We start from the raw sequence: 23,773 nt of genomic DNA, 5'->3' as shown, positions 1-23,773 counted from the left end.
CTCGGCGCGCCGGGGATGATATGGGACCGCGATCCGGCCTCGCTGCCGGCAGGCCGATCCGGAATCGTGGCACCGAACCCCCGTCGCAGCGGGCTGCCCGGTTCCCGGACATCCGAGAGAGGTGAGCGCATGTCGTCATCGTGTCTGACTGCACGGGAGATCCTCCCCGCCGACGGATGCCGTGGCGCGCTCGTGGGCCGGGTCTGGCGTCCCGATGCGGCCGGGCCGAGCGTCGTGGCGATCCGCGCCGATTCCGTGGGTGAGGCCCGCGTCGTCGACATCACCGCGGCCTTCCCGACGGTCAGCGACCTGTGCGAGGCGCGCGACCCGGGAACGGCCCTGCGCGGCGCGGCGGGCGAGGATCTCGGAGGCCTGGACGCCATCTTGGCGAACACGCCGCCGGACGACCGCGACCCGGCCCGGCCCTGGCTCCTCGCACCGGTGGATCTGCAGGCGCTCAAGGCGGCCGGCGTTACCTTCGCCACCTCCATGCTGGAGCGGGTCATCGAGGAGCGCGCCCGGGGCGATCTCGCCGCCGCTGCGGCGATCCGTGCCGAGGTCGAGCGCTTGGTCGGCAACGACCTGCGTCGGCTGAAGCCCGGATCGCCCGAGGCCACGGCGCTCAAGGCGGTGCTGGTCGCGCAAGGGGCCTGGAGCCAGTATCTCGAGGTCGGCATCGGCCCCGATGCCGAGATCTTCACCAAGGCACAGCCGCTCTCGGCGGTGGGGTGCGGCGCGGATGCGGGCCTGCACCCGGATTCGCGCTGGAACAATCCCGAACCCGAAGTGGCCCTCGCCATCGCCTCCGACCAGCGAATCGTCGGCGCGACCCTCGCCAACGACGTGAATCTGCGCGACTTCGAAGGGCGATCGGCGCTGCTCCTCGGCAAAGCCAAGGACAACAACGCCTCCTGCGCCGTCGGCCCGTTCCTCCGCCTGTTCGACGACACGTTCGGTCTCGACGATGTCCGCCGGACCACGGTGACCCTCGAAGTCTCCGGGACGGATGGCTTCCGGCTTGAGGGCACCTCGCCGCTCGCCGAGATCAGCCGCGATCCGGAGGAACTCGCGGAGGCGCTCATGGGGCGCACGCACAATTACCCGGATGGGGCCCTGCTCCTCCTCGGCACGATGTTCGCGCCGATCCAGGACCGGCACGGGCCCGGCCTCGGCTTCACCCATGCCGAGGGCGACCGCGTCGTGGTGGCGAGCCCGGAGCTCGGCAGCCTCGTCAACCGCATGCGCCCCTGCGATGCCTGCGAGCCCTGGACGTTCGGCGCCCGCGCATTGATGCGAAACCTCGCGGCGCGGAAGATTCTATGAGAGAGCGTCGCGCGGAGTGCCGCCCGACGCGGCGACCAGACCAAGCCTGAGATGATGCCGATGACCGACGCCGCCTTCCTCGACCGCCTCGCCGCGATCGTCGGACCGTCCGGCCTCGTCACGGGCGCGGAGCTCCGCGGGCGCGCGGCCAACTGGACGCGCCCGGCCGAGCCTTGCGCCGCTCTGGCACTGGTTCGACCCCGCAGCACGCAGGAGACCAGCGCGGTCATGGCAGCGTGCCACGAATCCGGCGTCGCCGTGGTGCCCCGCGGCGGAGCCACCGGCCTCGTCGACGGGACGCTCTGCCAGCCTGACGAGATCACGCTGTCGACGGAGCGGATGACCGGCATCGAGCCGGTGGATCCGCTGGGCATGACGGTGGTGGTCGGGACCGGCGCCACCATCGAGAGCGTGCAGGACGCGGCGTCGGCGGCCGGGCTGTTCTTTCCCCTGGACCTCGGCGCCCGCGGCTCGGCGACCATCGGCGGCGCGATCTCGACCAATGCCGGGGGCCTGCGCGTCCTGCGCTACGGCATGATGCGGGAGATGGTGCTCGGCCTGGAGGCCGTGCTCGCCGACGGCACCGTGGTGTCGTCCATGCGGCCCCTCATCAAGAACAACACCGGGCTCGACCTGAAGCAGCTGTTCCTCGGCACCGAAGGCACGCTGGGCATCGTCACGCGGGCCGTCCTGCGCCTGCGCCCCGAGCCGGCCGGCTATGCGACGGCACTCATCGCCTGCCCGGGGGTGGATGACGGCGCGCGGGTGCTGCGGGCAGCCCAAAGCGCCTTCCAGGGACGCGTGTCCTCCTTCGAAGGGCTGTGGCCGGATTTCTACCGCCTGATGACGGCACCCGGACGGGCGACCCCGCCCCTCGGCCATGACTATCCGTTCTACGCGATCATCGAGATCGAGTGCGTCGCCGAGGAATCGGACCGTTTTCTGAGCCTCCTCGAAGGGCTGATGGGCGAAGGCACGATCCTCGACGCCGCCGTCGCCGCCTCGGAGGAGCAGCGCCGGGGCATGTGGCGCATCCGCGACCGCGTGGAGCATCTGAATGCCGACGGGATCGAACGCGCTTTCGACGTCAGCGTGCCGCTGTCGCGGATGGATGGCTACGTGCGCGGAGCGCTCGACCGGCTCGCGGCAATCCCAGGCTGCCGGGCCGTCGTCTATGGGCATATCGGCGACAACAACCTGCACTGGAACACGACCCGCCTCGACGTCGCCGGCAACGCCGCCATCGACGCGGCGATCTACGAGCCCCTCGCGGAGCTGAACGGCTCCGTCTCGGCAGAGCACGGGATCGGGCTGGAGAAGCGGAGCAAGCTGAAACTGTCGCGCTCGCCTGAGGAGATCGCCGTGATGCGGATGGTCAAGCGGGCGCTCGATCCGGACGGGCGGCTGAATCCGGGCAAGATCTTCTGAGCGATCGCCCGTGGCAACCCGGCTGGCTGTCCGCCTCACGCCGCGTGGCGGCCGCGACGCGGCGGAGGGCTGGGCACGGGACGAGAAGGGCCAGCCCTACCTGAAGGCGCGCGTCGCGGCGCCACCGGTGGAGGGTGCCGCCAACGAGGCCCTCGTGGCGATGATCGCCAAGGCGCTCAAGGTCGGACGCCGCTCGGTCCGCATCGTCGCCGGCGATCAGAACCGGTTGAAGATCCTGGAGATCGACGGCGTCATCGAGGCGGATCTCGAACGGGTGTTCGGTCAGCCTTGAGAGGCTGCCGACCCGGCTTTTGCGCGGAGCGGGGACATCCAGCCGGACACGCTCGCCGATGGCTCACTCCGCTGAGCCGCTTTGCCCTGGTCGCCAGGAGGGCCCGGGATCGCGAAACCCCGCGGCGGGGGACAGTGCGCTTCGCCAATCGCGACGCACTGTCCCGATACGCAGGACGCGCTGTCAGAACGCGACCTTGTCGCCGCCCTTCAGCGCCAGCATCTCGCGCGCCTCATCGGGCGACGCGACGGCGAGGCCGAGCCCCTCGATGATCGACCGGACGCGGCGCACCTGCGCGGCGTTGGTCTCGGCGAGCTTGCCGGGCCCGTCCCACAGGCTGTCCTCGAGGCCGACGCGGACGTTGCCGCCCATCGCGGCCGCCATGGCGGCGATGTTCATCTGGTTGCGGCCCGCCCCGAGCACCGACCAGCGGTACTGATCGCCGAACAGCCGATCGGCGGTGCGCTTCATGTGCATCACGTCGTCGGGATGCGCGCCGATCCCGCCCTGCAGTCCGAACACCGTCTGGATGAACAGCGGCGCCTGCACGAGGCCGCGGTCGAAGAAGTATTTCAGATTGTAGAGATGCGCGGTGTCGTAGCACTCGAACTCGAATTTCGTCCCGTTCGGACCGCAGGTCGTCAGGATGTGCTCGATCTGGCCGAAGGTGTTGCGGAAGATGATGTCCTTGTTGCCGAGATAGTCCCGCTCCCACTGATGCTTCAGGTCCTTGAAGCGGTCGAGCATCCCGAACAGGCCGAAATTCATCGAGCCGAGGTTCAGGGAGGCGACCTCCGGCTGAAAGGTCGCGGCCGGGCGCACCCGCTCCTCGATCGACATGGTCGGCGCGCCGCCGGTGGTGATGTTCACCACGCAGTTCGAGCGCTGCTTGATCACCGGCAGGAACTTGGCGAAGGCCTCGGGTGTCTGGTCGGGTTGGCCGTTCACCGGATTGCGGGCATGCAGATGCACGATGGCGGCGCCGGCCTCGGCGGCGCCGATGGCGGCGTCGGCGATCTCCTCGGGCGTCACGGGCAGGTGCGGCGACATGCTGGGCGTGTGGATCGCGCCCGTCACCGCGCAGGTGATGATGACTTTCCGCTGTGAGGCCATGCTCAGTCCTTCTGTGATGCCTTGTGGGCCCGGAGCGCCGCCAGCCGCGTGTCGCGGCGGTTCATGCGTGCGGGTAGATCGTCCGGCGGCTGCCACTTGGCCAGGATCGCCTCGGTGGCCGGCGCCTCGTAGACCGAAGGTGGCGCCGGATCGGCGGCCAGGTTCTTGTAGAAGCCGGTATAGCGGGCGCAGTAATCGGCGATGCCGCCCGGCGCGTTCAGCTCGATCGTCTCGAACGGTCCCATGAAGCTCCAGCGCAGGCCGAGCCCGTCCGCGACGGTCTTGTCGAGATCCTGCGGGGTGACATAGCCCTCCGAGGCGAGACGGAACGCCTCCGCCAGCAGGGCGCCCTGAAGCCGGTTGAGGATGAAGCCCTCGATCTCCTTCAGCACCGTGACGGGGACCTGTCCGATGGCCTCGTACACCGCTCGCGCTCGTGCCAGAGCCGCCGGATCGGACCAGGGCGCGCCGGAAATCTCCACGAGCGGGATCAGGTGCGGCGGATTCACCGGATGGCCGATGAGGCAGCGCGCCCGGCCCGGCAGATCCTCCGTGAACAGCGAGCAGCGGATGGCCGATGAGGACGACGCGATCACCGCGTCCCGCGGCGCGTGGGCATCGAGCTCGGCAAAGAGGGTCCGCTTGACGTCGAGCCGTTCGGGCCCGTTCTCCTGGACGAAGTCCACACCGTCGAGGGCGGCGGCGAGACTCCCCGCGCTCCGGATGCGCCCGGCAGCTCCCTCCGGATCGGGACAGAGCCCGTTAGCCGAAAGGGTGCGGAGCCCTTCGGCGCAGAGCGGGAGCGCGGCCTCGGCCACGCCTTCGGCGGAATCGAACAGCCGCACGTCCCAGCCGGCGCGGGCGAAGATCATCGCCCAGGCCCGGCCGATCAGGCCGGCGCCGACGATTGCGACGCTTTCGGTCATAGCCACAGCACCTTCCGTCTCAGCTCCTGATCTTCGCGCAAGAGGCGCGACTCGCCCGCCCACTGCACGCTGCCCCGCTCCAGCGCCACGGTCCGGTCGGACAGGGCCAGCGCCAGATCGAGGTGATGGTCCACCAGGATGATCGCGATCTCGCGGCGCAGCCGGTCGAAGGCCTCGAACAGCTCCTCGGTCACGGCCGGCGACAGGCCTTCGAACGGCTCGTCGAGAAGCAGGAGCCGCGTATCGCCCGACAGCGCGCGCGCCACCGCCACCATCTGCTGCTCGCCGCCCGACAGGCGGGCGGCATCGACGGTCCAGCGCTCCTTGAGCCGCGGGAAGAACTCCAGAACCTTCTCCTCGTCCCAATGGATGCCGGCACCGGTGAGCCGCCGCAGACGACCGAGGCCCAGATTCTCGGCGACGCTCATCCCGGCAAACAGCGCCCGCCCCTGCGGCACGTAGCCGATGCCGAGCCGGGCGATCTTGTCGGGCGAGAGGCCCGCGATGTCCCGGTTGGCGAGCACGATCCGGCCGGCGGCCGGTGATGCTGTGCCGATCAACGTCTTGAGCAGGGTCGACTTGCCGGCGCCGTTGCGGCCGAGGAGCGCCACCACCTCGCCCCGGTTCACCGTGAGGTTGACCCCGTTGAGGATGTGCGACTTGCCATAGAAGGTATCGACGCCCTCCATGGCGAGCAGCGTCTCGGACTCGGCGGCGCTGGCGCGCGGCTTCGCGGCGATCACCGCCGTGCCCGATCCGAGGTAAACCGCCTGGACCCGGGCATCGTCCCGGGCATCCGCGACGGAGCCGTCGACCAGCACGGCGCCGTCGGCCATCACGGTGACGCGGTCGGCCAGACGGAACACGCGGTCGATGTCGTGCTCCACGAGCAGGACCGGGATGTCGGCCGAGAGCGCCTTGATCAGCTCGCCGACGCGCTCGCGCTCGGCGGCGGCCAAGCCGGCGAGCGGCTCGTCGAGAAGCAGCACGCGGGGTTGCGTGGCCAGCGCCAGCCCCATGTCGAGGAGCCGCTGGCCGCCGTAGGACAGGCTGCCGGCCTCGGCCCGCTCGATCCCGGCGAGGCCCGTCCAGCGCAGCAGCTCGGCGGTATCGTCGGCGATCGCGCGGATCGAAAGGGCGTCCCGCCAGGGGCTGAAATGCGCCGCGTGGCGCGCCTGCACCGCCAGGCGGACGTTCTCCTCCACCGAGAGGCCCGGGAACAGGTTGGTGATCTGGAACGAGCGCCCGAGTCCGGCCCGGGTGATCGCATGCGGTTCCAGGCCGGCGATCTCTTGACCGTCGAGGCGGATGCTGCCGCCGCTCGGCCGGAACATGCCGGAGAGCAGATTGAACGCCGTGGTCTTGCCGGCACCGTTGGGGCCGATCAGGGCGTGAAGCGTCTTGTCCGCCACCGCGAAGGAGACGCCCCGCACCGCGTTCACCGGGCCGAAGTTCTTCCTGATGGCATCGGCGACGAGAACCGGTCCCGTGCCGCGTCCCTCGGCGATGAAGCGCGCCGGGACGCGGCCCGAGGCGCCGGCGCGGCGGGCCGCCATGGCCGCACCTTCGGTCGGCACGCGCCGGAACGGCTTGAGCAGGCGCGCCGCGATGCCGACCAGCCCGTCCGGCGAGAACACGATGAAGGCGACGAACAGCAGCCCGAAATACAGCAGCCAGTCGGCGGTGTAGATCGACAGGAACTCCCGGAACAGGATGTAGAACAGCGCGCCGAGGGCCGGCCCGAGGAACGAGCGCATCCCGCCGATCACCACCATGGCGAGCAGTTCGCCCGAGAACGCGATGGAGATCGGGTCGGCCGAGGTGAAGCGATGACTGTAGGCCGAGAGCGCCCCGGCCAGCCCGGTGATCGTCGCCGAGATCACGAAGGCCGCGAGCTTGTAGCGGTTGGTGGCGTAGCCGAGGAAGCCGGCACGCTGCTCGTTCTCGCGGATCGCCACGAGTACCGTGCCCATCGGCGAGCGCCGGAACCGCCAGAGCGCGACCAGCACCGCGAAGGCGATACCCGACACCGCCGCGTAGTAGGCGCCGGGCTCCTGCAGCACCGCCCAGCGGTGCAGGTTGCCGATGCCGTTCTCGCCGCCGGTCAGGTCGGTCCAGCGGAACGCGATGGCGTAGAGCATCGCCGTGAAGGCGAGCGTCAGCAGCGAGAAGTAGACACCCCGCCGTCGCAGGATCAAGGCTCCGGCCGCCAGGGCCGCGAAGCCGGTGATCGCCAGGGCGCCGAGGAGCGGCAGCGCCATGTCGCCGGGGACAAGCCGGGTCTGCAGGATCGCCACCGCGTAGGCGCCGATCCCGAACCACGCCCCGTGGCCGAAGGAGGTGAGCCCGGTCCAGCCGACCAGGATGTTCAGGCCGAGCACGGCCAGGGCGAAGATCACCACGTCGGTGGCGGTGATCAGCGTCAGGCCGATGGCGTCGAGGGCGAAGGGCAGGACGATGAGGGCGGCGAGCGCCGCCCAGAGCTGGCGGCTCTCGCGCAGGATCAGGCCGCGCTGCGGCAGGGCGATCGGCAGCGGCTCGGCGGTTCCGGACATGGGACGCTCTCCGCTCACTCGAACCGGGCGATGTGCTCGCCGAACAGGCCGCGCGGGCGCAGCAGCAGGACGAGCACCATGAGGGCGTAGACGGCGGCTTCGGTGGCCGGCGGATAGGCGTAGGCGGTGAGGCCCCGGACCACGCCGACGATCAGCGCGGCGAGCACCACCCCCCAGAATGAGCCGAGGCCGCCGATCACCACCACCACGAAGGCGAAGGTGAGGATCTCGGCGCCCATGGCGGGCTGGACCCCCGTGACCGGGGCCATCATGGTCCCGGCCAGCGCCGCGAGCCCCACCGCGATGGTGACAACGGCGGTCATGTAGGGCCGAAGCGAGATGCCGAGGGCCGCGACCATGTCGGGGTTCTGCACGCCGGCCCGGACCACGCGCCCGAAGCTGGTGCGGGTCAGGAGCAGCCAAAGGCCGGCCACGCAGGCCACAGCCACCACGAGAATCGAAAGCCGGTAGCGCGAGTAGATCAGGTCGCCGATGAAGACCTGACCGCGCAGCCATGTCGGGATCCCGAACGGCACCGGCGCCGCCCCGAAGGCCATGCGCAGGGCCTGCTCGGCCACCATGGCGAGTCCGAATGTGAGGAGCAGGCCGAGGGTCGGATCGCCGCGATAGAAGCGCCGCAACAGGAAGCGCTCGATCACCAGACCGAGCACCCCCACCGCCAGGGGAGATGCGATGAGGGCGCCGCCGAAACCGATCGAGGGCGTCAGCAGCACGGTCAGGTAGGCGCCGATGGCGTAGAAGGCACCGTGGGCGAGGTTCACGATGCCGCCGAGGCTGAAGATCAGCGACAGGCCGAGCGCGATCAGCAGATATTGCACGCCGATCAGCAGGCCGTTGAGCACCTGCTCCAGGATGAAGACGAGCTGCATGACGGCCTCACGTCGGGAAGGTGCAGGCGTTCTCGTCACGGGTGGTGGCGAGGACCTCCAGGCTCTCGCCGGGACCGGGGAGCGGCCCCGTCGAGGTGAAGATGTCGTAGGGGTTCTTGACCTGATCCGCCGGCAGGGCGGTGATCGCGAACATCTCCTGCATCAATTCGTGGTCCCAGGGGCGGAAATAGCCCTCGCGGACCTTGGCGATGTCGAACTTCGCGCCCGATTCCAAGTGCTCGACGACCTTGATCGACTCGGTCGCCTTCAGCTCGTTCATCGACTGCGCCACGATCTTGAGCGCGGTGTAGTCGCCCCAGCCCTGGTTCTCCGGCGGCTTCTTGTACTTGGCCTTGAAGGCGGCGACGAACGTCTTGGCCGAGGGCGAGTCGATCTGGTGATGCCAGATCACCGGCCAGGTTCCGAGGAAGTTGCCGGGCCCGGCACCCCAGGCGAGCGCCGTGTCGAAGCCGAAGCCGGCGACCGGGAACGGCAGGCCGAACTCGCTGTACTGCTTGAGGAAATTGGTGATCTGCGCGCCCGCGAGGTTGCAGATGACGAGGTCCGGCTTGGCCTGACGGAGCTTGAGCAGGAAGGGCGAGAAGTCCGTGAGCTCGGTGGGAATCAGATCCTCGCCGACGAGCGTCGCGTCGTTGGCCGCGAAGTATTTCTTGGCCTGCTTCAACAGGTCGTGGCCGAAGGCGTAGTCGGCCGTGAGCGCGTAGACCTTGCGACCCTTGATCAGGCCCCGGTCGAGCAGCGCCCGCCCGCAGGCGCGCACCATCATGGTGTTCTGCGATTCGACGTGGAACATGTAGCGCTTGCAGTCTGAGCCGCGCAGCGCGTCCGAATTGGCGCCGGTGTTGATGAACAGGATCTTCTCCCGCTGAGCCACCTGGCTGATCGCCAGCGCCGAAGCCGAGTTGATCTCGCCGACGAGGCACGCCACGTGGTCCCGCTGGACCATGCGCTCGGCCTTGGCCGAGGCGGTCTGCGGATTGACGCTGTCCTCGGAGAGAAGCTCGACCTTCCGACCCGCGATGCCGCCCGCGGCATTGATCTCCTCGACCGCGAGCTGCGCCGCCTGCACGGCGAACTCGCCGAGCGGTCCGAGGAAGCCGGTCCGCGGCGTCAGGTGCCCGATCCGGATCACGTCCGACTGACCCTGCGACAGGGCCGGGCTCGCAAGAGCCGGCGCGAGAAGCGCCGCGCCGCCGGCTTTCAGAAGGCTGCGGCGAGAAAGGGAATCCCCGAACCGGTCCGTCATCGTTCCGCTCCCGTGCGTTTCCTCCAGCCGGGTTGTTGTTGTGGGCTCTGACGGCCCTCACCCAAACTGTGATCACAGATCACTAGCGCGATAGTGCCGGATCCGTCTAGGGTCGGCATATGAATTCCACATCGGTCCTTGCCGAACTGCCTCTGCTCGAACGGCGGACCCTGTCCGACACCGTCTACGAAGCGCTGTCGGACCTCCTGGCCTCGGGACGGCTGGCGCCGGGCGACCGGCTGTCCCTGCGCCAGAGCGCGGCGGCGCTCGGCGTCTCGGTCATGCCGGTCCGCGAGGCGGTGAGCCGACTGGCGGCGGACGGCGTGCTGGAAGTGGCTCCGAACCGGGTGATCCGGGTGCCGGTCATGAGCGCGGACGCCTTCCGGGCCCTGGTCGAGACCCGCATCGGCGTGGAGGGCATCGCCGTGGCCCGTGCGGCCGAGCTAAGGACCGCCACGGAACTCGCAGCGATCCGGCGTACCGAGGCCGCGTTCCGGGCGGAAGCTGAGGCGGCAGAGCCCGACCGGGCGCGCGCGGTGCAACTCAACCGCGATCTGCATTTCGCGATCTACGGTGCCTGCGGGCTCGGTCCCCTGCAGGAGATCATCGCCCGGCTCTGGCTGAAGGCGGGCCCGGTCATCAATCTGGATCTGCGCGCCCATCCGGAGCGGCTGCGCCAGGGTTTCGCGCTTCGGCGGCACGCCGAGGCCGTGGCGGCCATCGAGAACCGGGACGGCGCGGCCGCCGCCGCCGCGATCGCGGCCGACATCCGGGAAGCCGCGGAGTTCATCTTGACCCGCGGCGGATTGCGGGACGTTCAGGGAGAGGACTGATCATGGATCTGGGGATTGCCGGCCTGCGTGTCCTGGTGACGGCGGGTGCTGCCGGGATCGGCCGCGGGATCGTCGAGGCCTTCCTGGAGGAAGGGGCGCGTGTCTTCGCCTGCGACGTAGACAGCGAGGCCCTGGCCGGTCTGCCGGACGCGGTCGGCCGTATCCGGACCGATGTCGCCGACCGCGATGGCGTCGCCACGATGATGGACCGCGCGGTCGAGTTCCTCGGTGGCCTCGACGTGCTGATCAACAATGCCGGCATCGCCGGCCCGACCGGCCGTGTCGAGGAGATCGCCCCCGAAGAATGGGACCGATGTCTCACCGTGTGCCTGACCAGCCAGTTCAACTGTGCGCGCCTCGCGGTGCCCCATCTGCGCCAAAGCCCGAATGCCTCGATCGTCAATCTGTCCTCGGCGGCCGGCAAGTTCGGCTTCGCCCTGCGCAGCCCCTACGCGGCGGCCAAATGGGGGGTCATCGGCTTCACCAAGTCTTTGGCGATCGAACTCGGCGGGTCCGGCATCCGGGTGAATGCGATCCTGCCGGGCTTGGTGGCCGGCGACCGGCAGCGCCGGGTGCTCGAATCGAAGGCCCAGCAGCAGGGCACGAGCTTTGCCGAGATGGAAGCCCGCGCCTTCTCGTTCGTTTCGGTCAAGGACTACGTCACCGCCCGGCAGCTCGCCGACCAGATCCTGCTGCTTTGCTCGCCCCGCGGCCGGACCATCTCGGGTCAGGCCATTTCCATCGACGGTGACACGCGGATGCTGTCCTGAAATCAATCCAGCGCCGATGAGGCTGCCCTGCCTGATGCGCCGGAGTATCCCAAGACCGAGTCCGGGGCGCCGCGACCGCGGTCGCGCGTCCTGCGGCCGCTGCCGAAGACAGGAGCCGGACCGTCCGCGCCGGCCACAGGATGCGAGGAAGCGACCATGAGCGACAAACGCCGGATCACGCCATCTGACCTGCGCTCCAAGGCGTGGTTCGACAACCCGCACAATCCCGGCATGACCGCGCTCTATCTGGAGCGATACCTCAACTATGGACTGACGCCGGAGGAGTTGCGTTCGGGCAAACCTCTGATCGGCATCGCCCAGACGGGGTCCGACCTGTCTCCCTGCAACCGCCACCATCTCGAACTCGCCAAGCGGGTCCGGGAAGGCATCACGGCGGCCGGCGGCGTTGCCTTCGAATTCCCCTGCCATCCGATTCAGGAAACCGGCAAGCGTCCGACCGCGTCCCTCGACCGAAACCTCGCCTACCTGTCCCTGGTGGAGGTGCTGTACGGCTATCCCCTCGACGGCGTCGTCCTGCTCACCGGCTGCGACAAGACCATGCCAGCCTGTCTGATGGCGGCGGCCACGGTCAACATCCCGGCGATCTCGCTGAATGTCGGGCCGATGCTCAACGGCTACTTCCACAAGGAGCTGACCGGCTCGGGCACGATCGTCTGGAAGGCCCGGGAGCGGCACGCGGCGGGCGACATCGACTTCCAGCAGTTCATGGACATCGTCGGATCCTCGGCGCCGTCCACGGGCCACTGCAACACGATGGGCACGGCCTCCACGATGAACGCGCTGGCCGAGGCGCTCGGTCTCGCCCTGCCCGGCTCGGCGGCGATCCCGGCCCCCTACCGCGAGCGCGGGCAAGCCGCCTACGCCACCGGCCAACGCATCGTCGAGATGGTCTGGGAGGACCTCAAGCCCTCCGACATCCTCACCCGCCAAGCCTTCGAGAACGCCATCGTGGCCAACGCGGCGATCGGCGGCTCGACCAACGCGCCGATCCACATCAACGCGATCGCGAAGCATATCGGTGTACCGCTGACGTGCGACGACTGGGAGCGGGTCGGATTCGAGATCCCTCTCCTGGTGGACATGCAGCCCGCCGGACGCTGGCTCGGCGAGGAGTACTTTCGCGCCGGCGGCCTTCCGGCGGTCTTCGCGGAGCTGATCGACGCCGGGAAGGTCCACGAGGGCGCCCTGACCTGCAACGGCCGAACCGTGGGCGAGAACTACCGCGGCCGGCACAGCTGGAACCGCGACGTGATCCGTGCCTATGGCGCGCCGCTGATGGAGCGCGCGGGCTTCCTGAACCTCAAGGGTACCCTGTTCGATTCGGCGATCATGAAGACCTGCGTGATCTCCGAGGAGTTCGCGGCCCGCTACCTGCGCAATCCGAACGACCCGATGGCCTTCGAGGGGCGCGTCATCGTGTTCGACGGACCGGAGGACTACCACACACGGATCGACGACCCGGCGCTCGACATCGACGAGAACACGATCCTGATCATGCGCGGAGCCGGACCGATCGGCTATCCCGGCGCCGCCGAGGTGGTGAACATGCAGCCGCCGGGATCGCTGATCCGGCGCGGTGTCACCGCACTGCCCTGCATCGGCGACGGCCGGCAATCCGGCACCTCCGGGACGCCCGCCATCCTGAACGCCTCGCCCGAGGCGGCCGCCGGGGGCGGGCTGGCCCTATTGCAGACCGGTGACCGTATCCGCATCGACCTCAATCGCCGGAGCGCCGACATCCTGCTCCCGGCCGAGGACCTCGCCCGCCGGCGCGCGGATCTGGAGGCGCGCGGCGGCTATCCCTACCCGGCGACCCAGACGCCGTGGCAGGAGATCTATCGCGATCAGGTCGATCAGCTCGATCAGGGCATGGTGCTCAGGGGCGCGGTGAAGTTCCAGAAGGTCGCGCAGGTCTCCGGAGTGCCGCGGGACAACCACTGAGGCCTGTTCCCCGGGTCGGCCGCGGGGTTGAAACATGCGGTGTCCTGAGCAACCTTTGCGACGGCACTCCGGGCCTACCGCTGCACAGGGCATCGCGAGCCCGCTCTCCAGCGCGACAGCGCGGCCGGTTTGCTCCGCACTGAATTTTGAATACATTTCCCGTCAGGTGGGCATGTCCCATCACGGGAGGGATCGATCGTGACGGAAGCGAGGGCGCATGCCCCGGCGCCGCGTGCCGCGGCGCGCCTGGAAGCCGGATTGCCGCGCAGGCTGGCGGAGCAGCTCCAGGGCGAGGCGCGGTTCGACGCGTTCACGCGCGGACGCTACAGCACGGACGCGTCGATCTACCAGATCATGCCGGCCGGCGTGGTGCTGCCGCGCTCCGCGGCCGACATCGCCGCAACCCTGCGCATCGCCGCCGAACACGGCGCGCCGGTGATCCTGCGCGGCGGCGGCACGTCGCAGAACGGCCAGCCGATCGGGTCGGGCCTGGTGGTCGACTGCTCACGGTACTTCAACGGCGTCCGGGCCTACGATCCGGAGGCGGGCACGATCACGGTCGAGCCCGGCATGGTGCTGGAGCGGCTGAACGCCCGGGTGAAGGCCGACGGATGGTTCTTCCCCGTCGAGCCCTCGACGGCGACCCGCTGCACCATCGGCGGTATGGCGGGCAACAATTCCTGCGGCGCCCGCTCCCTGCGCTACGGCAAGATGAGCGACAACGTCCTGGCGATGGAGGCGCTGTTCCACGACGGCGAGGCCTTCGGCTTCGGACTGACCGGTGACGTCCGGTCGGGCGTGAACGGCTCGGATCGGGCGGCGGCGCTGGCCGCGAGGATGCGCGGCCTCGCCGAGGATCACCGCGCTGAGATCGAGGCGCGCTTCCCGAAGGTCCAGCGCCGCGTCGGCGGCTACAACCTCGACGCGCTGATCGAAGCGCAGCCGAACCTCGCGCACCTGCTCGTCGGATCCGAGGGCACGCTGGCCGCGACCACGGCGGTGACGCTGAAGCTCTCGCGCCTGCCGACGCACCGGGTGATGGGCGTGTGCCACTTCCCATCCTTCCGGGCCGCCATGGAGACGACCCGGCACATCGTCGGCCTGGACCCGGTGGCGGTCGAGCTCGTCGACAACAACGTCCTCGTGCTCGGCGCCGATATCCCGCTGTTCCGCACGACGCTGGCCGACATCACCCGCGGACAGCCGAACTGCCTGCTGCTCACCGAATTCGCCGGCGACGACCTCGCCGCCGTGACGCGCGACCTGAAGCGCCTCGACGCCTGCATGGCCGATCACGGCTTCCCGGACGCCGTCGTGGAGGTGGTCGAGCCCGCCCGCCAGAAATCGTTGTGGGAGGTTCGCGAGGCCTGCCTCAACATCATGATGTCCATGAAGGGTGACGCCAAGCCGGTCTCCTTCATCGAGGATTGCGCCGTCCCGCTGGAGCACCTCGCCGATTACACAGACGCGGTCACGGCGGTCTTCGCCAAGCACGGCACCCGCGGCACGTGGTACGCCCACGCTTCGGTGGGCTGCCTGCACGTTCGCCCGATCCTCGACATGAAGGAGGCTGGCGACGTCCGCCGGATGCGCGCGATCGCGGAGGAGACCTCCGAGCTGGTGCGCCGCTACAAGGGGTCGTATTCCGGCGAGCACGGCGACGGCATCTCACGCTCGGAATACATCGAGCCGCTGTTCGGCTCGGTCCTGACGCGCGCCTTCGAGGACGTGAAGGACGCGTTCGATCCCGAGAACCGCCTCAACCCCGGCAAGATCGTGCGCCCGCTCGCGATGGATGACCGGTCTCTGTTCCGCTTCAAGCCCGACTACACGGTGACGGAGCCGATGAAGCCGGCGCTCGACTGGTCGGATTGGGGCGGCTTCGGCTCCGCCGTCGAGATGTGCAACAACAACGGCACCTGCCGGAAGCTCGCCGGCGGCGCCATGTGCCCGTCCTACCGGGTGACGGGGGAGGAACAGCACCTCACGCGCGGCCGCGCCAATTCCCTGCGGCTCGCCATCTCGGGCCAGCTCGGCAAGGAGGCCTTCACCAGCCCGGAGATGAAGCGGACTCTCGATCTCTGCGTCTCCTGCAAGGCCTGCCGCCGGGAATGCCCGACCGGCGTGGACATGGCCAAGATGAAGATCGAGTTCCTGCACCATTACCACGCCCGCCACGGGCTGCCGCTCCGCGAGCGACTCATCGCCATGATGCCGCTCTATGCCGGGGCGGCCGCGAAGCTCGCGCCGATCCTCAACCTGCGGGACCGGTACCCGGCCCTCGCGGCCCTGTCGGAGCGCGTCGCCGGCCTGTCGGCCAGGCGCTCGTTGCCGCGCTGGCGTCGGCCCTGGAGCGAGCAGGGCGAACCCGCGCATACCCACGACGTCGCGGGGGATTTCCGCGACGTGATCCTCTTCGGCGACACCTTCAACCGCGCCTTCGAGCGGGAGAATCTCGAGGCGGCCGAGCGCGTGCTGCTGGCCGCGGGCTACCGGCTGCATCGGGTCTATCCGGCCCGCGGCCGGCGCCCGCTCTGCTGCGGCCGGACGTGGCTCTCCGCCGGCCAGACGGACCGGGCCCGGCTGGAGGCGCGCCGAACCCTCGACGCGCTTCTGCCCTTCGTCCGCGCGGGCGCGCGGGTCGTCGGCCTGGAACCATCCTGCCTGCTCACGTTCCGGGACGAGTTCGCCGCGCTACTGCCCGGTGCGGATTCGGCGCTTCTGGCCCGGCAGTCCGTCCTGTTCGAGGAGCTGCTGGCCGCAGACCTGACGGCGGGCCGGATCGCGCTACCGTTCGCGGACCAGGGCGGGCGCGTCGCGCACCTGCACGGCCATTGCCACCAGAAGTCGTTCGGCGTGATGGGCTCGGTGGAGACGGTGCTCCGGGCCGTGCCGGGGCTCGACCTGCGGGTCGTCGAATCGAGCTGCTGCGGCATGGCCGGCGCCTTCGGCTACCGGCCGGAATCCATCGAGACATCCTTCGCCATGGCAGAGCTGTCGCTGTTCCCGACCCTCCGCGCCGCCGGGCCGGACGATCTCGTGATCGCCGACGGGACGAGCTGCCGACATCAGATTCACGATGGCCTCGGTCTCGAGGCGGAACATGTGGCTCGCGTTCTCGATCGAGCCCTCGTGCCTCGACACTCCATTGCCGGAGACTTACACATACACAACAGGTCGCACTGATCTGGTTTGTGTCGGGGGACCATGAACAAGATCGAGCCCGGGATCGGCATCAGCCGCCGCTACCTCCACGACGAGGTCGCGGACCGGATGCGGGAGCTGATCCGGTCCGGGGAGATGGAGCCGAAGGCCCGGATCAACGAGAGCGAGCTGACGGAGCGCTTCGGGATCTCGCGGACCCCGCTCCGCGAGGCGATCAAGATCCTGGCGACGGAAGGGCTGCTCGAACTGCTTCCGAACCGCGGAGCGCGGGTCGCCAGCATCTCGGAGACCGAGCTCGAGGAAATGATGGAGGTGATCGCCGGGCTCGAGGCGACCGCCGGGGACCTGGCCTGCCGCACCATCACCGACGCCGAGATCGACGCCCTCGCGGTCGACCATAACGCGATGGTGGCAGCCTGGCAGTCGGGCGACGAGGCGGGCTACTTCAGCCACAATCGCCGGATCCACGAAGGCATCATGGCGGCCAGTCGCAACGTCATTCTGGCGAATATCTACGAGAGCCTGTCCGGCCGGATCCAAAGGTCGCGGTATTCCGCGCACCAGACCCCGGATCAGTGGGCCCGCGCGGTCTCCGAGCACGAACGGATGATCGAACTCCTCCGTGCCCGGGACGGCGCTGCCCTGGCCGTCCTGATGCGCGAGCATATCCGCGGGAAGAAGTCCGTCATCGCCGCCAATTACGGCGCGGCGGAGGTTGCCTGAAGGCTCAGCCCGGCATCCCCGTCATCTCGAACCAGAACGACGCGCCCGGGGTGCGGGAATCGTTCGCGTAGAGGAACGGAATGTCCGGTCCGGTCGCGCGGGCGGCAAAGACCGTCTTCACCCGGGCGCTCATCGCCGGGTCCTGACAGATATACATCACCGGCACGGTCACGCGGAACGGCGGAGCGCCGCACAGCAGCATCGCGGCAAGAAGATACTGCTCGTTGTACAGGCGGCAATTCCAGGCTGACGGATAATCGTCCGGAATGAAGATGTCGTGGATCTGTACGATCACGCCCGGCGCGAGGCGCGGCATCACCTCGAAGAAGAACACCGTGACGTCGGAGTTCGCGAAGGACCGATGCGATCCATCGAAGAACAGGATGTCGCCGGCCTTCAGTTCCTCGAAGATCTTCAGGTCGCAGGATTCCAGCGGGCTGCGGACCGTCCAGTCGCACAGGGCGTCGATCTCGCGGCGTGGCATCGGATCGATGGAGGTGATCCGCGTCGGCAGCTTCAGCGTGTCGATCGCGTGGCGCGCGAAGCAGGTCGAGCACCCGGAGCCGATCTCGAAGTATCGTTCAGGGCGCTTCCAGGCCAGCATCGTCAGCAGTGCGGCGCCGTCGAGGGCGGTGAACCACGTGTTGTTCCAGTGCGGTGCAGCCGAACCCGCAGCGTGCGCGTCGTGCGGGACGCTGTGGAGCAGGTCGGCCTGCGCTTCCAGGGCGGTGAGGAACGCCTCGTAGGCTGCATGGTTCTGGGCAAGGACGGCTTTGAGCCGGCCGTGCGGCGCCTGGCCCGGCTTCCACCGCGCGGACGGCACGACCGGATAGTAATCGTGGACCGTATGACTCCAGCGGAAGGCTTCGCCGCTCGCCCGGAAGATATCCACCCCCGCGCGTCGGCCGGCAGTCCTGACAACGTCCTTCAGCATGGTGCCTCCCGGGTTCCGGGTGAAGGATGCCGGGATTGCAACTTCTGGTCGAGTCCGGTGGACCACCTACGCAGTCCGACCTTATTTCACGGTTAGGAGGCGATGAAGACGCACCGGCTTCGCGGCCCGCTGCGGGCGGTCTGCGCCGCGGGATGATCGTCAGGCACCCGGACAGGTCGAAGCTTTCAGGCCGCGCTCTGCGCCCGCAACCCCGCGACCAGATCGGTGAACCGGTCACCCTGGACGATGACGTGGCTCCGGAGCGCCTCGGCCGCCCCGACTTCGTCTCCGGCGATGATGGCAGCGACGATCGCTTCGTGTTCGGCGAGCGATTGCGGCAGGCGTTGGCGCACGCGCAGCTGCAGACGCCGATACGGCGCGAGACGGCGGTGAAGTGACAGCGCCTGCTCCGCCAGGAAGGCGTTGCGGCTGGCCCGATACACCACCGTATGGAACACGTAATTCTCGGCGTAATAGGCCTCGGTATCCTCCGTCGACAGGGCCCCGCGGCAGCCTTCGAGGGCGGCGCGCAGCGCGGCGGCATCCTCGGCCACGAGGCGGCGTGCGGCGAGGCGACCGCACGCCGCCTCGATTTCCGCCATCGTCTCGAACATGGCCAGCAGCAGGTGTGGCTCGGGCGCGCTGACGATGGCGCCGCGCCGGGGCTTCGTCTGGACGAGTCCGGTCACGGCGAGCTGCAGCAGCGCCTCGCGGATCGGCGTGCGCGAGACCCCGAAACGGGCCGCGAGCTGATTCTCATCGAGCCGCGATCCCAGCGCGAGTTCGCCCGCCACGATCTCGTCCTCGATTCGCTGCCGTAGCCTTTGCGCGTGGCTCATGCGCCTGGTTCCTCCCCCGATCGTCGGGCCGCGCGTCGTCCCGCCCGTTGAGGCCGGCGGATGTCCAACGCACGCGAACATTATGCTGGAGCATTGACAAAATATACAAGGCGGTTTTCCATGCATACAACGAAGCGCCCCACTATTGCGGCGCACAAAACTTTGCCGCGTTGTTTGCGGTGCGGGAGAAATCCATGACGCCAACTCGTCGCTCGCTGATCGCGGCCACGCTCGCGGCTCCGGCGGTCCTGCGGTTCGGGCTGGGCTCGGCCCAGGCCGCCACCACGCTGAAGCTGTCCCACCAGTTCCCGGGCGGCACCATCGACGAGGGCGACTTCCGCGACCGCATGTGCCGGAAGTTCGCCAAGATGGTCGGCGAGCGCTCGAAGGGCGCCCTGGACGTCCAAGTCTATCCCGGCTCCTCGCTGATGAAGACGAACGCCCAGTTCGGCGCGATGCGCAAGGGCGCCCTCGACATGTCGCTCTATCCGAGCCCCTATGCCGGCGGCGAGGTGCCGGAGCTGAATATCGGCCTGATGCCGGCGCTGGTGACGTCCTATGCCCAGGCGGTGGCCTGGAAGGCGGCGCCGGTCGGGCGCAAGCTCTCGGAAATCCTCGACGCCAAGGGGATCGTCCTGGTCTCGTGGGTCTGGCAGGCCGGCGGCGTCGCGAGCCGCGAGCGCGCCCTCGTTTCGCCGGCCGACGCCAAGGGCTTGAAGGTCCGGGGCGGTTCGCGCGAGATGGACATGATGATGAAAGAGGCCGGCGCAGCCACCCTCTCCATCCCGTCGAACGAATCCTACGCGGCGATGCAGACCGGCGCCTGCGATGCGGTGATCACATCGTCCACCAGCCTGATCTCCTTCCGCCTGGAAGAGCTGTCCAAGGCCCTCACCTCGGGCCGCGAGCGCTCCTACTGGTTCATGCTCGAGCCGATCATGATGTCGAAGATCGTGTTCTCGGGCCTTCCGAAGGAGCAGCAAGACCTGATCATGGCGGTGGGCACCGAGCTGGAGGCCTTCGGCCAAGCCGGCGCCAAAGAGGATGACACCCGGGTCGAGGAGATCTTCTCGAAGGCCGGGGCCAAGGTCGTCCAGGTTGACGAGAAGTCGCTGGGTCAGTGGCGGGACCTCGCCCGCAACACGGCCTGGAAGGATTACGCCGCCAAGAACGCGAACTGCGCGGAACTGCTGAAGCTCGCGGAGCAGGTCGCGTGAGCCACGGCTTCGACGCGGCTACGGCCGCTCCGGAGGCGCGGGGCGCGGCCGAGCCGCGTCTGCCCGGCCTGCTCGGCGCCTTCGACCGGACGATGCGGCTGCTGAATCAAGTGATCCTGGCGGTCGGCGGCCTCTGCCTGGTGGCGGCTTGCCTCGTCCTGACCCACAGCGTGGTCGTCCGCTATCTCCTGAAGGAACCGACGGAGTGGCAGGACGAGATGGCGGTGTTCCTGATCATCGGGGCCACCTTCCTGTCGGCCGCCGGCGTCCAGGCCAAGCGCGGCCACGTCGCGATCGAGGCCCTGACCGGTCTCCTGCCGCCGGCCGCCAACCGCGTGCGCCTTCTGCTGGCCGACATCGTCAGCCTCGCCTTCTGCCTGTTCTTCGCCTGGAAGAGCTGGTCGCTGGATCACGAGGCCTGGGTCGACGGGCAGGTCTCGCAATCGACCTGGGGGCCCCCCCTCTGGATCCCCTATACGCTGATGTCCGTCGGGATGAGCCTGCTGTGCATCCAGTTCGTCCTCCAGATCGCCGAGGGCCTGGCCTACGGGCCGCGGGCCGCCGGCTGGGCACAGCCCAAGATCGGGCTCGGGGCCGACGTCAACCGCGACATGCACGGGGCGCCCGAGGTTGCGCCCCGAGGACCGGATCCGCTGGGTCAGACCGTTTCCGCGAAGGTTGAACGATGAGCACGGCCGCGATCGGCTTCCTGTACGCGGGCGCGACCCTGGGTGCGATGCTCTCGGGCATCCCCATCGCCTTCGCCCTCGGCTTCGTGGCGCTCGCCTTCATGGTGGCGTTCATGCCCGGCGCCTCCCTCGATACGGTGGCGCAGAACGTCTACGAGGAGATGGCCTCCATCACCCTGCTGTCGATCCCGCTCTTCATCCTGAAGGGGGCGGCCATCGGCCGGTCCAAGGCCGGGCAGGACCTCTACTCGGCCATGCACGCCTGGATGCACCGCATCCCGGGCGGCCTCGGCATCGCCAACGTGTTCGCCTGTGCGCTGTTCGCCGCCATGGCGGGCTCGAGCCCGGCAACCTGCTCGGCGATCGGCTCGGCCGGCATCCCGGAGATGCGCAAGCGCGGCTACTCGCCGGGCTTCGCCGCCGGGATCATCGCGGCGGGCGGCACGCTCGGAATCCTGCTGCCGCCCTCGATCACCATGATCCTGTACGCGGTGGCGGCCGAGCAGTCGCTCGGACGCCTGTTCCTCGCCGGCATCGGACCCGGGCTGCTGCTCGTGGCCCTGTTCGCGGCGTGGTCGATCGTGCGCTTTCGCTCGGAATACGCCGCGGCCAAGGCCGTGATGGAGCGCGGCGGACCGGCCTCGCCGATCCTCGCCGACGATCAGTACAGCATGGCGCAGCGCTTCTCGACGCTGCCGCGGGTCCTGCCCTTCGTGGTCCTGCTCACCGGCGTGATGGTGGCGCTCTACGGCGGCTACGCCACGCCCTCGGAAACCGCGGGTCTCGGCGGCCTGATGGCGCTGGCGCTCATCGCCGCGATCTACGGCGTCTGGCGGTTCCGCGACGTCACGCCGATCCTGACCGCGACCCTTCGGGAATCGACCATGCTGATGCTGATCATCGGCATGTCGCTGCTCTACGCGTACGTGATGAGCTACCTGCACATCTCGCAATCGGCCGCCGCCGCGATCGTCGCGATGCAGCTCTCGCCCTGGCTGCTGCTGCTGACCATCCTGGCGTTGGTGATCGCGCTGGGCTTCTTCCTGCCGCCGGTCTCGATCATCCTGATGACGGCGCCGATCATCCTGCCGCCGCTCAAGGCCGCCGGCTTCGACCTCGTGTGGTTCGGCGTGGTGATGACCATCACCATGGAGATGGGCCTGATCCACCCGCCGGTGGGCCTGAACATCTTCGTCATCAAGAACATCGCCCCCGACATCCCGCTGTCGGACATCATCTGGGGGACCTTGCCCTTCGTGATCCTGATGGCGGTGGCGATCCTGATCCTGTGCCTGGTCCCGGGCATCGCCCTGTGGCTCCCGGACCTGCTGCTGGCGACCACACGGTAGGCGGACCGAAGCATCGATCCCGCAGGCAGGCCCTTCTCCGTCCGGGGAAGGGCCTGCCGCATGCCGGGGTGCAGCCGCGCGAGCGCCGCCTCCCACGCACCGGCGGGTCGCGTCCAGGCGATGGCTGAAGCGTGCCGGGGCGCCTATGGCAGCGGGCTTCCCGTACTGCCCTGATCGAAGCTTCGGAACGAATCATGAGTCTCGCATCCGTGCGCGCCTTCTTCGCCGAGAAGGCGCCCGACATCGCGGTCATCGAGCTCGAGGCCAGCACCGCAACCGTCGCCGAGGCGGCCAAGGGCCATGGCGTCGCCCCGGCGCAGATCGCCAAAACCCTGTCGATCCGCGTGGGCGATCATGTCGCTCTCGTCGTCACCCGTGGCGACGCGCGTCTCGACAACAGGAAGGCCAAGGCCGTCTTCGGCGGTAAGGTGAGGATGCTCGATCTCGGCGAGGTCGAGGCGGTTACCGGCCACCCGGTGGGCGGCGTCTGCCCGTTCGGCCTGGCCACGCCGCTACCTATCTACTGCGACGTCTCGCTCCAAGCGTTCGACGAGGTGGTGCCGGCCGCCGGCGGCACCCACAGCTCCGTGCGCATCGCGCCGACGCGGATGGCCGAACTGACCGGCGCCGCCTGGGTCGATGTCTGCGCGCTGCCGACCTGAGGGCCGCCCTCAGCGCCCGGTCCAGTTGGGCGGGCGCTTGCCCAGGAAGGCCTCCATGCCTTCGCGGAAATCCTGGCTCATGTAGCACATGAGGATCAGGTCATCGCCGGGATGTGGCGCGCCCTCGGCGACCGCCTCCTCCTCCGCCAGCCGCCGGAGCCCTTCCTTGGTCGCCTGCATGGTCAGCGGCGCGTGGTTGGCGAGGAGCTGCGCCAGGGTATCGACCCGCTCGGTGAGCGCGGCGCGATCATCCACCATCTCGCCGATCAGCCCGATGGCCAGCGCCTCCTCGGCCCCGACCAGGCGGGCGGTGAAGATGATGTCCTTCACCCGCGCCGGCCCGATCAGACCGGAAAGCCGCTTCAGATTGCCCTGGCTCAGGCAATTGCCCAGCGTCCGGGCGATGGGGAAGCCGAAGCGGGCATCGCGGGTGGCGATGCGGAGGTCGCAGGCCGCCGCGATGGCCGCGCCGCCGCCCGTGCACGCACCCGCGATGGCCGCGATGGTCGGAACCCGCAGCCGCTCCAGGGAGCCCAGCACCTTGTCCATGAACCGCTCGTAGCCCAGCGCATCCTCCGCCGTGCTGAAGCTGCGGAACTGGGCGATGTCGGTACCGGCCGCAAAAGCCTTCTCGCCGGCACCGGTGATGATCAGCGCCTTGATGGCCGGATTGCCGGCGATCGCCTCGCAGCAGGTGATCAGGCCCTGATACATCGCGAAGGTGAGCGCGTTGCGGGCCTGCGGCCGATTCAGGACGATGCGGGCGATGCCGGCCTCATCGGTCGTGAACAGCAGTTCGTCGGTGGCGGGCGTGGCACTCATGCGCGGGGTCTCCG

20 protein-coding genes are annotated in these 23,773 nt (G+C 69.1%); 12 read left to right on the top strand and 8 right to left on the bottom strand.

Going from position 1 to position 23,773, the window contains the following annotated elements; genetic code table 11:
• Nucleotides 1-129 precede the first annotated feature (129 nt).
• Genes ABC766_RS25840 through ABC766_RS25830 form a run of 3 tightly spaced genes read left to right on the top strand, consistent with a single transcriptional unit; the run spans nt 130 to nt 3,043 of the window.
• On the top strand, nt 130-1,323 hold the full coding sequence (locus ABC766_RS25840) for a fumarylacetoacetate hydrolase family protein (RefSeq protein ID WP_345819799.1): 1,194 nt from the start codon (nt 130-132) through the stop codon (nt 1,321-1,323).
• Nucleotides 1,324-1,383: 60 nt separating this feature from the next.
• Complete coding sequence (locus ABC766_RS25835) at nt 1,384-2,751, top strand: FAD-binding oxidoreductase (RefSeq protein WP_345819798.1); 1,368 nt, start codon at nt 1,384-1,386, stop codon at nt 2,749-2,751.
• A 10-nt stretch (nt 2,752-2,761) separates the two neighbouring features.
• The gene (locus tag ABC766_RS25830) at nt 2,762-3,043 is read left to right on the top strand and encodes a DUF167 family protein (RefSeq protein ID WP_287091086.1); all 282 of its coding nucleotides are present in this window, start codon (nt 2,762-2,764) and stop codon (nt 3,041-3,043) included.
• Nucleotides 3,044-3,226: 183 nt separating this feature from the next.
• Here ABC766_RS25830 and ABC766_RS25825 read toward each other — a convergent pair whose 3' ends face one another.
• The 5 genes from ABC766_RS25825 to ABC766_RS25805 are packed head-to-tail and all read right to left on the bottom strand — an operon-like array spanning nt 3,227 to nt 9,794.
• Complete coding sequence (locus ABC766_RS25825; protein ID WP_043380028.1) at nt 3,227-4,156, bottom strand: 3-keto-5-aminohexanoate cleavage protein; 930 nt, start codon at nt 4,154-4,156, stop codon at nt 3,227-3,229.
• A gap of 2 nt (nt 4,157-4,158) precedes the next feature.
• The gene (locus ABC766_RS25820; protein WP_345822841.1) at nt 4,159-5,082 is read right to left on the bottom strand and encodes a 3-hydroxyacyl-CoA dehydrogenase; all 924 of its coding nucleotides are present in this window, start codon (nt 5,080-5,082) and stop codon (nt 4,159-4,161) included.
• On the bottom strand, nt 5,079-7,637 hold the full coding sequence (locus tag ABC766_RS25815) for a branched-chain amino acid ABC transporter ATP-binding protein/permease (protein ID WP_345819797.1): 2,559 nt from the start codon (nt 7,635-7,637) through the stop codon (nt 5,079-5,081). Before ABC766_RS25815 ends, ABC766_RS25820 begins: the two co-directional genes overlap by 4 nt.
• Before the next feature lie 14 nt (nt 7,638-7,651).
• Nucleotides 7,652-8,527, bottom strand: a complete 876-nt coding sequence (locus tag ABC766_RS25810) for a branched-chain amino acid ABC transporter permease (protein WP_043353271.1) — start codon at nt 8,525-8,527, stop codon at nt 7,652-7,654.
• A 7-nt stretch (nt 8,528-8,534) separates the two neighbouring features.
• Nucleotides 8,535-9,794, bottom strand: a complete 1,260-nt coding sequence (locus ABC766_RS25805) for an ABC transporter substrate-binding protein (protein WP_345819796.1) — start codon at nt 9,792-9,794, stop codon at nt 8,535-8,537.
• 119 nt (nt 9,795-9,913) lie between these two features.
• Between ABC766_RS25805 and ABC766_RS25800 the strand changes: the two genes are divergently transcribed.
• The 5 genes from ABC766_RS25800 (at nt 9,914) to ABC766_RS25780 (ending at nt 17,247) form a co-directional block, all read left to right on the top strand.
• Nucleotides 9,914-10,627, top strand: coding sequence for a GntR family transcriptional regulator (locus tag ABC766_RS25800; protein WP_345819795.1), 714 nt, complete (start codon nt 9,914-9,916; stop codon nt 10,625-10,627).
• Nucleotides 10,628-10,629: 2 nt separating this feature from the next.
• Nucleotides 10,630-11,397: an SDR family oxidoreductase gene (locus tag ABC766_RS25795; RefSeq protein ID WP_043380039.1), complete on the top strand. Its 768-nt coding sequence runs from the start codon at nt 10,630-10,632 to the stop codon at nt 11,395-11,397.
• 156 nt (nt 11,398-11,553) lie between these two features.
• Entirely contained in the window at nt 11,554-13,359 is a 1,806-nt protein-coding gene (locus ABC766_RS25790) for an IlvD/Edd family dehydratase (protein ID WP_345819794.1), read from the top strand.
• A gap of 198 nt (nt 13,360-13,557) precedes the next feature.
• Nucleotides 13,558-16,545 carry an FAD-binding and (Fe-S)-binding domain-containing protein gene (locus ABC766_RS25785; RefSeq protein ID WP_345819793.1) on the top strand — a complete coding sequence of 996 codons (2,988 nt, stop codon included), beginning with the start codon at nt 13,558-13,560 and terminating at the stop codon, nt 16,543-16,545.
• A 21-nt stretch (nt 16,546-16,566) separates the two neighbouring features.
• The gene (locus ABC766_RS25780) at nt 16,567-17,247 is read left to right on the top strand and encodes a GntR family transcriptional regulator (RefSeq protein WP_043380046.1); all 681 of its coding nucleotides are present in this window, start codon (nt 16,567-16,569) and stop codon (nt 17,245-17,247) included.
• A 4-nt stretch (nt 17,248-17,251) separates the two neighbouring features.
• Here ABC766_RS25780 and ABC766_RS25775 read toward each other — a convergent pair whose 3' ends face one another.
• Nucleotides 17,252-18,181, bottom strand: coding sequence for a class I SAM-dependent methyltransferase (locus tag ABC766_RS25775; protein ID WP_345819792.1), 930 nt, complete (start codon nt 18,179-18,181; stop codon nt 17,252-17,254).
• 185 nt (nt 18,182-18,366) lie between these two features.
• Nucleotides 18,367-19,020: a GntR family transcriptional regulator gene (locus ABC766_RS25770; protein ID WP_043353293.1), complete on the bottom strand. Its 654-nt coding sequence runs from the start codon at nt 19,018-19,020 to the stop codon at nt 18,367-18,369.
• A 194-nt stretch (nt 19,021-19,214) separates the two neighbouring features.
• Here ABC766_RS25770 and dctP point away from each other — a divergent pair, with 194 nt between their 5' ends.
• The 4 genes from dctP to ABC766_RS25750 all read left to right on the top strand — a co-directional run bounded on the left by dctP (nt 19,215) and on the right by ABC766_RS25750 (nt 22,937).
• Complete coding sequence (gene dctP / locus ABC766_RS25765; RefSeq protein WP_345819791.1) at nt 19,215-20,237, top strand: TRAP transporter substrate-binding protein DctP; 1,023 nt, start codon at nt 19,215-19,217, stop codon at nt 20,235-20,237.
• Nucleotides 20,234-20,926, top strand: coding sequence for a TRAP transporter small permease (locus ABC766_RS25760; RefSeq protein ID WP_287090572.1), 693 nt, complete (start codon nt 20,234-20,236; stop codon nt 20,924-20,926). Before dctP ends, ABC766_RS25760 begins: the two co-directional genes overlap by 4 nt.
• On the top strand, nt 20,923-22,275 hold the full coding sequence (locus ABC766_RS25755) for a TRAP transporter large permease (RefSeq protein WP_043356157.1): 1,353 nt from the start codon (nt 20,923-20,925) through the stop codon (nt 22,273-22,275). Before ABC766_RS25760 ends, ABC766_RS25755 begins: the two co-directional genes overlap by 4 nt.
• Before the next feature lie 194 nt (nt 22,276-22,469).
• Nucleotides 22,470-22,937, top strand: coding sequence for a YbaK/EbsC family protein (locus ABC766_RS25750; RefSeq protein ID WP_345819790.1), 468 nt, complete (start codon nt 22,470-22,472; stop codon nt 22,935-22,937).
• A 9-nt stretch (nt 22,938-22,946) separates the two neighbouring features.
• Here ABC766_RS25750 and ABC766_RS25745 read toward each other — a convergent pair whose 3' ends face one another.
• On the bottom strand, nt 22,947-23,759 hold the full coding sequence (locus ABC766_RS25745; protein WP_043356161.1) for an enoyl-CoA hydratase/isomerase family protein: 813 nt from the start codon (nt 23,757-23,759) through the stop codon (nt 22,947-22,949).
• Nucleotides 23,760-23,773: the final 14 nt, after the last annotated feature.

Source organism: Methylobacterium fujisawaense (genome assembly GCF_039619325.1).
Classification (GTDB): Bacteria; Pseudomonadota; Alphaproteobacteria; order Rhizobiales; family Beijerinckiaceae; genus Methylobacterium; species Methylobacterium fujisawaense.
This window is presented reverse-complemented; position numbering and strand designations above follow the sequence as displayed.